The 8983-nt window shown below is 70.9% G+C and carries 6 protein-coding genes and 1 pseudogene; 4 read left to right on the top strand and 3 right to left on the bottom strand.

What is annotated here, in order from left to right; translation table 11 throughout:
• From D7Y11_RS39570 to D7Y11_RS39560, 3 genes are all read left to right on the top strand, one after another.
• The coding region (locus D7Y11_RS39570) for an EI24 domain-containing protein (protein ID WP_126936277.1) at positions 1-792 on the top strand (792 nt) is incomplete at its 5' end.
• Positions 793-1009: 217 nt separating this feature from the next.
• Positions 1010-4264, top strand: a complete 3255-nt coding sequence (locus D7Y11_RS39565; protein WP_126936276.1) for an MXAN_5808 family serine peptidase — start codon at positions 1010-1012, stop codon at positions 4262-4264.
• 192 nt (positions 4265-4456) lie between these two features.
• Positions 4457-5365 carry a hypothetical protein gene (locus D7Y11_RS39560; RefSeq protein ID WP_126936275.1) on the top strand — a complete coding sequence of 303 codons (909 nt, stop codon included), beginning with the start codon at positions 4457-4459 and terminating at the stop codon, positions 5363-5365.
• Here the strand turns inward: D7Y11_RS39560 and D7Y11_RS39555 are convergent, their stop codons facing one another.
• Positions 5366-6082 carry a glycerophosphodiester phosphodiesterase family protein gene (locus D7Y11_RS39555; protein WP_120579460.1) on the bottom strand — a complete coding sequence of 239 codons (717 nt, stop codon included), beginning with the start codon at positions 6080-6082 and terminating at the stop codon, positions 5366-5368. It lies immediately after the preceding gene.
• Between the two features lie 119 nt (positions 6083-6201).
• Between D7Y11_RS39555 and D7Y11_RS39550 the strand changes: the two genes are divergently transcribed.
• Positions 6202-6426, top strand: a complete 225-nt coding sequence (locus tag D7Y11_RS39550; RefSeq protein WP_120579459.1) for a twin-arginine translocase TatA/TatE family subunit — start codon at positions 6202-6204, stop codon at positions 6424-6426.
• On the opposite strand, the gene D7Y11_RS39545 is transcribed toward D7Y11_RS39550, so the two are convergent.
• Both D7Y11_RS39545 and D7Y11_RS44715 read right to left on the bottom strand, forming a co-directional pair.
• Complete coding sequence (locus D7Y11_RS39545; RefSeq protein ID WP_121755902.1) at positions 6423-7214, bottom strand: hypothetical protein; 792 nt, start codon at positions 7212-7214, stop codon at positions 6423-6425. The genes D7Y11_RS39550 and D7Y11_RS39545 overlap by 4 nt on opposite strands.
• Before the next feature lie 6 nt (positions 7215-7220).
• Positions 7221-8983 (bottom strand): annotated as a pseudogene (locus D7Y11_RS44715) (hypothetical protein); the annotation flags it as partial.

Raw genomic sequence — 8983 nt, 5'->3', positions numbered from 1 at the left:
GTCCCTACCCTGTCCCCCCGGCCCCGTCTGTCGGATTTCCTCCAGGGCGTGGGAGTGCTCGGCCGCGCCTTCGGCCTCATCTTCCGCTCGCGCCGCCTCTTTCTCCTCTCCAGCCTGTGCGCCGTCCTCACCGCCATCACCCTGGTGGGCCTGGCCGTCCTGCTCTACCGGTATGCTCCCGGCCTCCTGGAGTCCGTGTGGGCCCGGCCCGGGTCCTGGTACGGACAGGCCGGCTGGTACACCGCGCTCGTGCTGGGCTCCCTGGTCGCATGGGTGGTGGGCGCCAACGTGGCGCCTCCGCTGCTCCTCACCCCGCTGCAGGACCCGGTGTCGGAGGCCACGGAAGCCGAGTGTGCGGGAGCGGACGCGGTGCTCTCACCCGCCTCCTTCGTGCGGAGCATGACGACAGGGCTGTTGCACACGCTCGCCCGCATGGCGCTGCTCTTCCTGGGGCTGGCGGTGCTCCTGCCGCTGAACCTCCTGCCGGGCCTGGGCAGCGTGGCGTTCACCGTGCTGGCCAGCCTGTGGACCATGCTCTGGATGGCGGCGGAGCACCTGGCCGCGCCCATGACCCGCCACCTGTACCCCTTCGCCCAGGTGCGCCGCATGCTGCGCGAGCGCCGGGCCCTCTGCCTGGGCTTCGGGGCGGGCGTCTACCTGCTCCTGTGGGTGCCCATCCTCAATACCTTCTTCCTCCCGGTAGCCATCGTCGGGGGCACCCTCCTCTACCGGGCCCTGCGGGAGGCCGGGGACCTGCCCCCGCCACCGGATGCCCGGGCGGACGCGAAATAAACGGGGAGGCCGGGTGTCCGTACGTCAGGGCCGATCGGGAACGCATTGCCTGCGGCAGACGTTCTCGGTCGCTAGTGACAACGCCACGCCTTGAAGCACCTGGAAGCCGTGATTAGGCTTGCCCGGCCGCTGGCTGGTTCCTTGGCTTACGTCGAACCGTTCGGATTCACAGGGCTTTTCACGCATCACCCGGGGCGCCTCTCGCGCCCCAGCTGGGATGAACCGCATGCCGCGTATCTTCCGCCGCATCACCGCCGTCGCCGTTCTGTTGGGGGCCTGGGCATTCGCAGGCAGTGACCGTGCTCCCCTCCCGCTCACCGTGGGAGCGGCGGAGGCGGGGCAGGACTCCTGGGACGGCGCGCTGCCTTCCGCCAGCAAGGCCGAGAAGGCCCCGCACGACCTCAACAGCCTCCGCGTCCTCACGAAGGTCATCCTCTACGTGAAGGAGAACTACGTCGACCCCAAGCGGGTGAAGCCCAAGGAGATGATGATCGCCTCCCTGGAGTACGTGGAGAAGAGCGTCCCGGACGTGCTCGTGGACGGCACCCCGGAGACGGGCAAGCTCAACGTCAACGTCAACGGCAAGCAGAAGGAGTTCGACATCTCCCACGTCGACTCCCTGTGGAAGATGTCCTTCGCGCTGAAGGACGTGTTCGACTTCCTGTCGAAGAACATGCGCCCCATCGAGGAGACGCGCGACATCGAGTACGCGGCCGTCAACGGCATGCTCTCCACGTTGGATCCGCACTCGGTGCTGCTGCGCCCGGAGCTGTACCGGGAGATGAAGCTGTCCACCAAGGGTGAGTTCGGCGGCCTGGGCTTCGTCATCCAGATGAAGGAGGGCAACCTCACCGTGGTGAAGGTGCTGCCCAAGACGCCCGCGTCTCGCGCCGGCATCCAGAAGGACGACCGCATCAAGAAGATTGGTGAGGAGTCCACCGTCAACATGGACCTCAACGAGGCCGTGTCCAAGCTGCGCGGTCCGGTGGACAGCCGCATCACCATCACCGTGGAGCGCGACGGCTGGGACAAGCCGCGCAACATGACGGTGGCGCGCGCCATGATTTCGATTGAGTCCGTGCAGCACAAGCTGCTCGCGGGCGGCGTGGGCTACGTGCGCCTGAAGAACTTCCAGGGCAACACCACGCGCGACCTGGAGGCCGCGCTGACGGACATCCGTAAGCAGGCGGAGGCCAAGGGCGGCTTCAAGGGCCTCGTGCTCGACCTGCGCGGCAACCCGGGCGGTCTGCTGGAGCAGGCCATCCAGGTGTCGGACACGTTCCTGTCCAAGGGCACCATCGTCGCGACGGTGGGCTTCAGCGACAAGCTGCGCGAGGAGAAGCGCGCGCGCATGACGGACGGCGAGGAGTCCTACCCCATCGCGGTGCTGGTGAACGCGGGCAGCGCCTCCGCGTCTGAAATCGTGGCGGGCGCGCTCAAGAACCTGGACCGCGCGGTCATCATCGGGCGCCAGACGTTCGGCAAGGGCAGCGTGCAGGTGCTCTACGACTTCCCGGACGACAGCGCGCTCAAGCTGACCATCGCCAAGTACCTCACCCCGGGTGACGTCTCCATCCAGGAAGTGGGCATCGTGCCGGACATCCAGCTGGTGCCCACGCGCGTCACCGCGGACCGGGTGGACGTGTTCGCGCCCCGCAAGTCCATGGGCGAGGCGGACCTGGATCAGCACTTCGGCAACCCGGAGTCCTCCACCGTCGCCAAGAAGCGCGAAGAGGTGCTGGACCGCGAGAAGCCGGGCACCAGCCTCAAGTACCTGAAGGTAGACGAGAAGGCCGCCCAGGCCGCCGCCAAGAAGGAAGAGCCCAAGGAGAAGGTCGCCGCCAAGCCGGGCACGGGCGCCAAGGACACCAAGAAGGAGCACGGCCAGAATGATCCGCTCCTGGACGTGGACGTGGCCGGTCAGGGCGAGGACCTGGACGACCAGCTGGACGCGGAGTCCCAGGAGGAGATCAAGGAGGACTTCGAGGTCCAGTTCGCCCGCGACTTCGTCCTGAAGGTGCCGGCGGTGAAGCGCTCCGAGCAACTCGCCAAGGGCAAGACGTTCGTGGAGCAGAAGCGCAACGAGGAGGAGCAGCGCATCAACAACGCCATCGCCGCGCTCGGCCTGGACTGGAGCCCCGGTCCCACGCCCAAGAACGTGCAGCTGGACGCAAGCTTCTCCCCGGGCTCCGAAGCGAAGATTCTGGCCGGCGAGCAGCTGGACATGGTCATCAACGTGGAGAACAAGGGCACGGAGCCGCTCAAGCGCGTGCGTGGCTGGACGGAGAGCGACAACGCGTTCCTCGACCGCCGCGAGTTCCTCTTCGGCGCCATCGCCCCGGGTGAGAAGAAGTCCTGGAAGGTGCAGGTGCGCCTGCCCAAGGACCTCACCAGCCGCCGCGACGACGTGAAGGTGAAGCTGTTCGACGACAACGGCGCGCTGCGCGACACCCTGGTGTCGGAGCTGTCCTTCGTGGAGCTGCCCCGCCCCGCGTTCGCCTTCAACTGGCAGGTGGTGGATGACTGCGCCGAGTGCAACGGCGACGGCGTCGTGCAGCGCGGCGAGGACGTCACGGTGGTGATGGACGTCACCAACACGGGCGTGGGCCCGGCGCTGGACTCGTTCGCGCAGATCAAGAACGGCGGCGACGCGAACATCTTCATCGAGAAGGGCCGCTTCAAACTGGGGGAGATCAAGCCCGGTGAGACGAAGACGGCGCGCTTCCAGGTGTCCCTGAAGAAGGGCTTCAAGGGCGACACCTTCCCGCTGAAGCTGGCCATCCTCGACGAGCCCCTGGAGGAGTTCGTCCTGGAGAAGCTCCAGCTGCCCGTGAAGGACGGCCCCGTGGCCCCGCTGGAGGCGAAGAAGGGACTGGTGAAGCTCAACGACAAGGCGGAGCTGTTCGCCTCGCCCACCGCGGACGCGCGTCCGGTGGCGAAGCTGCCGCAGGGCGCCACGCTGGCCCTGGAGGCCACCACCAAGGGCTACTACAAGGTCGCGCTGGAGAAGGACCGCTTCGCCTTCGTGCGCACGCAGGACGCGAAGGAAGTGAAGACCGGCAAGGCGGCGGCGCCCAAGACGGTGGCGTTCACCACGACGCACCAGCCGCCGGACATCAAGCTGGACGTGGATCCGTCCCACGGCGGCGTGGTGGTGAACGGCGACAAGTTCACCCTCTCCGGCGCGGTGAAGGACCCCAACGGCCTGCTGGACGTCTACGTGCTGGTCAACGACCAGAAGGTCTACTTCAAGGCCGTGGACCCCAAGGGCGGCGAGCCCAACACGCTGAAGTTCACCGCGGACTTCGCGCTCAAGGAGGGCAACAACAACGTGCTGGTGGTGGCCCGCGAGAGCACCGAGTTCGCCAGCCGCCGCACGCTGGTCATCCGCCGCCGTCCGGCGGAGGTGGCCCAGAAGGTGGCGACGCCCGCCGCCACGGCCACCACGCCGGTGAAGCCGCGCCAGCAGTAGGCCTTCCGGGCACGCACCCGGAAACCGCCTGACCCGGGCGGCTCGCTTCCAGCGGACGTCCCCCTTCGAACGGGAGCGTTTCCCTGGAGGAGGGCCGCCCGTTTTGTTGACGCTTCCCCGAGGGCCGATTTAGGGTCCGCCGGAGGTGGGCGCCCGCTTGGCCGGCACGCGTCCCGGAGGCGTGATTCCCCCATGCGGACGTTCAGTCGGTGGCTGGTGCTCGCGACGGCGCTGTCAGGGGCCGCGGCCCATGCGGACGCCAACGACCTGGTCATTTCCCGTTTCGGCGTCGAACGCCGGGGCGCCACTTTCGTCATCACCAACACGGAGTTCGCCGAAGCCAGCGCGGACTTCCGTGCCTTCGCGCGCACGTTCGGCGCGGTGATGACGTCCGCGAACCTGATGCCCCCGCGCACCACGGGCCACTCGGGCTTCGCCTTCAACGCGGAGCTGTCCGTCGTGTCGCTCCCGGAGGACGTGCAGCTGCCCACGGAAGGCGCGCAGCCGGGCTCCGTGCTGGTGCCGTCCCTGCACGTGCGCAAGGGCCTGCCCTTCTCGCTGGAGCTGGGCGGGCGCGTGGGCTGGATTGAGAAGAGCAGCATGGTGACGGCCACGGGCGAGCTGAAGTGGGCCGTCAACGAGGGCTTCACGTACCTGCCGGACGTGGGCGTGCGCCTGCACGTGACGAAGCTCTTCAACGCGCAAGACCTGGACCTGACCACCACGGGCCTGGACATCGGCGTGGGCAAGCAGTTCCCGCTGGGCGGCATGGTGACGGTGACGCCCTACGGCGGCCTGGACCTGAACTTCGTCAGCGCCACCACGCGCACGCTGGACTTCGACCCGAGCCGCAACCCGGCGGAGACGAAGGGCAACGACTCGCGCGACGCGCTGACCAACACCGCGCCGTACTCGCGGGTGAACGCGGGCGACAACCTCACCCCGCGCTTCTACGCGGGCGCGCGCTTCATTGGCGGCGTGCTGCAGCTGGGCGCGGAGATTTCGCTCACCAACCTGGGCAGCTTCGACCAGGAGGGCGCCGGCAGCCGCGACCTGCCCTCCGTCCTCGCCTTCAACACCACGCTGGGCCTGGACTTCTAGTCAGCGCAGGGCCTCGCGGACGCGGCCCGGGCGGTTGGTGATGAGGTAGGACACCCCCAGGTCCCGCAGCTCGCGGGCGCGCCGGGGGTCGTCCACCGTCCACGCCGCCACGCGCAGACCGGCGTCATTCCACGCCGCCACGCGCTCCGGAGTGCACGCCTCGTGGAAGGGGTGCACCGAGTGCGAGGACACCAGCGGGCTCAGCGCGTACGCCTGCAGCGCCCAGGGCTTGTCCGGGTCGATGAGGAAGCCCCGGCGCAGCGTGGGCGCCACCGCCGCCAGCCGGAAGAGGCACAGCGGGTTGAAGCTGGACACCACCACGCGGCCCGCCAGGTCGCGCTCGCGCAGAAGCCGCGCCACGCCCGCCGCCAGGCCGCCGTCGTCGAAGCGGTCGCACTTCAGCTCGATGTTGACCAGGAAGTGCTCCGGCAGCGCGTCCAGCACCTCCTCCAGCAGCGGGATGCGCGCGGGGGCGAAGCCCAGGGGCGTGCCCACGTCCGCGCGGGAGAGCTTCCACCAGGGCGTGGAGCGGACCTCCCAGGGCTGCCCCGCCAGGCGGTCCAAGCGCTCGTCGTGACACACCACCACCTCGCCGGAGCCGCACACCATGGCGTCCAGCTCCACGCCGTCAGCGCCCTGGCGCACGGCCTCCGCGAAGGCCTCCAGGGTGTTCTCGGGGGCGTCGGCGCTGGCACCACGGTGAGCGAGCAGGAGCATGGGCGCGCAGTGTGCGCTCAAACGCCCCCCGCGCGCAGCGCCGACGTGGCGGGCGCATACGGGGGTGGACACGCTGGCGCGACTTGCCTCGCGGGTGGGTTTATTGCAGTGTCCGACGCATGTTGGGCACCGGAGAGTTCCTCGTCCTCGGCTTCATCCTGTTGGTGGTCTTCTCGGCCGCCCGGATGGGTCAGTTGGGCAACGCGGTGGGCAAGTTCGTCTACTCGTTCCGCAAGGCGTCGCGCGGCGACGACCTGGTGGACGTGAAGCACCTGCCCCACTCGCGCCGGGGCACCACCGACGCGGACTACACCGAAGGCTCCTCCAAGGACCGCCGCTCCTAGAACTCCTCGCCGGTTGGCAGCACCAACGGACCGGGCGGGCTGCCGGGCGATGGAGCGAGCAGCAGGCGCGCGGCCTGCTGCCTCAGGGCGGGAAGCAGCCCCGTGTCCTCCACCATCTCGCGCAGGTCCAGGGTGGAGAGCAGCGGCACCAGCTTCGCGCCCACTTCCGGCGGCAGGTACGGATTGAAGGCCAGCGCGCGGCGCACCTTGTGGCGCACGGACCAGCGCGGCGACTTCCAGATTTCGACGAGCGGCTCCGGACGCGCGGGCCTGCGCGCCGCGATGCGCACCACCAGGTCCTCGGTGAGGCGCGGATTGATCAGCACGTTGCGCAGCACGGCCGGGTTGCTCACGGTGGCCAGGCGCGACAGCACGTCCGGGTCGCGCGTGAGGCGGGCCTGCTGCTTCAGGTGGCCCAGCGACTGGCTGGCGGCCTGCGCGTCCGCGCGGGCGGCGGCGTCCGCGTCCAGTTCCTTGCGCGCGGGGCCTTGGGCGAAGAGGTCCGCCACCGCCTCCAGTGACTGCACGTGGGCCATGCGCCGGAGCGCCTCCACGTGGGGGATGTGCTCGGCCTCCTGGTCCAACGCGGCCAGGAAGTCCGACAGCACGCAGGTGGCGGGGGCCTGTCCGGCGCGGGACAGCGACAGCAGGTGGCCGATGAGCTCGTTCGTGTCGAAGGGCTCACGCCGGGCCAGCTCGCGCGCGGCGGCCTTGCGGCGCACGGTGGCGCCTCCGCCCAGGGCGTGCAGGTTGCGCGCGAGCACGCGGGCCTCCTCCAGCGTGGACATGACGCTTCAGCCTCCCGTGCGGTCCGCGGTGGGTTCGGAGGGGATGGGCTCCAGCGTCACCTCCAGCCGGAGGCCGGTGAGGTCCGCGGGGAACTCCTGGAACAGCACCAGGAAGGGCACCTTGCCGCCCGGCGGCACCGGGAGGGACGCCGCGTCCATGCGCTGGCGGAGCGCGGTGGCGGCCTCGCGGGTGGTGACGGAGTGGAGCTCCTCCGGAGTGGCCAGCGCGCCCGCGAGCCCCTCCGTGGAGCGCACCCGCTGGTCGCCGTCGAAGAGGGCGGCGCGCACGCGCACGGCCGCGGCGGCGCCAGTGCGGTTCTCCGCCTCTCCGCGCACGACGAAGAGCATGCGGCCGTCGCGCGTCTCGTAGAGGCCGTTGGACACGTCGCTCGCGATGAACGGACGGGACGCGGGCATCACCAGCGTGCGCAGGCGGTCCGGGGACAGCGTGGAGGGGTCCACCTTGCCGTCGCGCAGGTACATGGTGCCCAGCGCGCCCAGGGCCACCACCAACACGGTGGCGATGGTGAGGTTGAGGACCAGCCCCGTCAGCTTCCGCGCGCGGCCGGGCATCCGCCGCTGGGGCATGCCCACGTCCTCGATGCGGGCGGAGGGCTTGGCCACCGTGACGGCCGGGCCCCCGCGCATGCTGGCCAGGTCCACCACCTCGCGGCGGGGCGTGGTGATCTTGAACGGGTCGCCGTCGTCGTACGCCGGCACGTCGCTCAGCAGCGAGATGCCGCCGGGCTCCTCCGCGCCCGCTTCCGCGGGCACATCCCCGAGCAGCGCGGCACGGCCGGTGTCGGAGGCGGCCACCCCCTCCTCGCCGGAGGCCCCCGCGCCGGAGAAGTCGAACAGGTCGCCCATCGGCTCCGGACCGACGTGCGTGTCCTCGGGGGCGTCCTCGGGCGCGGCGGACAGGTCCGGGGACGGAGCCGCCATGTCGATGGACGAGAACGGATCCTCGCTCTCGAAGCCCGGCGAGGGCGTCACCGGCCCCACCGCAGTGGCGCCGCCCGGAGCGGGCGCCTGGGCGACGTTCGCGGCATGGCGCAGGGACGCCGCGTCCGGGACCGCCGGAGCGTCGATGGGGAAGTCGAAGAGCGGATCCGGCGAGAGGTCCGTCGAACCGGCGGCGGCCAGCCCCGCGGAGGCCACGGGCGCGGTCCCGGGACGTGCCGCCCCGACAGGGACCGAGGCCAGGGGCATGCGCGCGACGGGGGCTCCCGTCGAAGGCATGGGGGCACGCGCGGGAGCAGCGCCCGACGGTGCCGGTCCGCCGGCCGAGAAGGCGCCAGGCGCCGGAGGCATGGCGGCACGCGCCGGAATGGCGGACGGGGAGGCGCCGGGAGGAGGAGCCACCGCCCCAGGAGGAACCGGGCCCCTGGGCGCTGCTGGCCTCGGAGGTCCCCCCAGAGGCGCGGCCTCCGCGGCGAACGCTCCGGGTCCGCTCGGAGCCACGGCCGCCGGACGGGCCGCACCCGCGAGCGCCCCGGGAGGAGCGGCCCGGGGAGGCGCGAAGGCCCCCGGAGGCACCGGGCGGGGAGCCGCCGCCGGAGGAGCAGGAGCCACGGCCGGCCGGGGAGCGGCCACCGGAGCGCTCGGCGCCGGCGCGTCCATCATGAAGTCCGCGAACGGGTCATCCAGGTCCGGCACGACCGGATTCGGGGGCGGCGGCGGAGGGGCCGCCTGACGCCGGGACGCGACGCCCGGAACCGGCGTGGGCGGGTCGAATGGCATCATCGCCCCGGGGGCGCCCGGCGTGGCGG

The sequence above is a fragment of the Corallococcus sp. AB018 genome (genome assembly GCF_003986945.1).
Taxonomy (GTDB): domain Bacteria; phylum Myxococcota; class Myxococcia; order Myxococcales; family Myxococcaceae; genus Corallococcus; species Corallococcus exiguus.
This window is presented reverse-complemented; position numbering and strand designations above follow the sequence as displayed.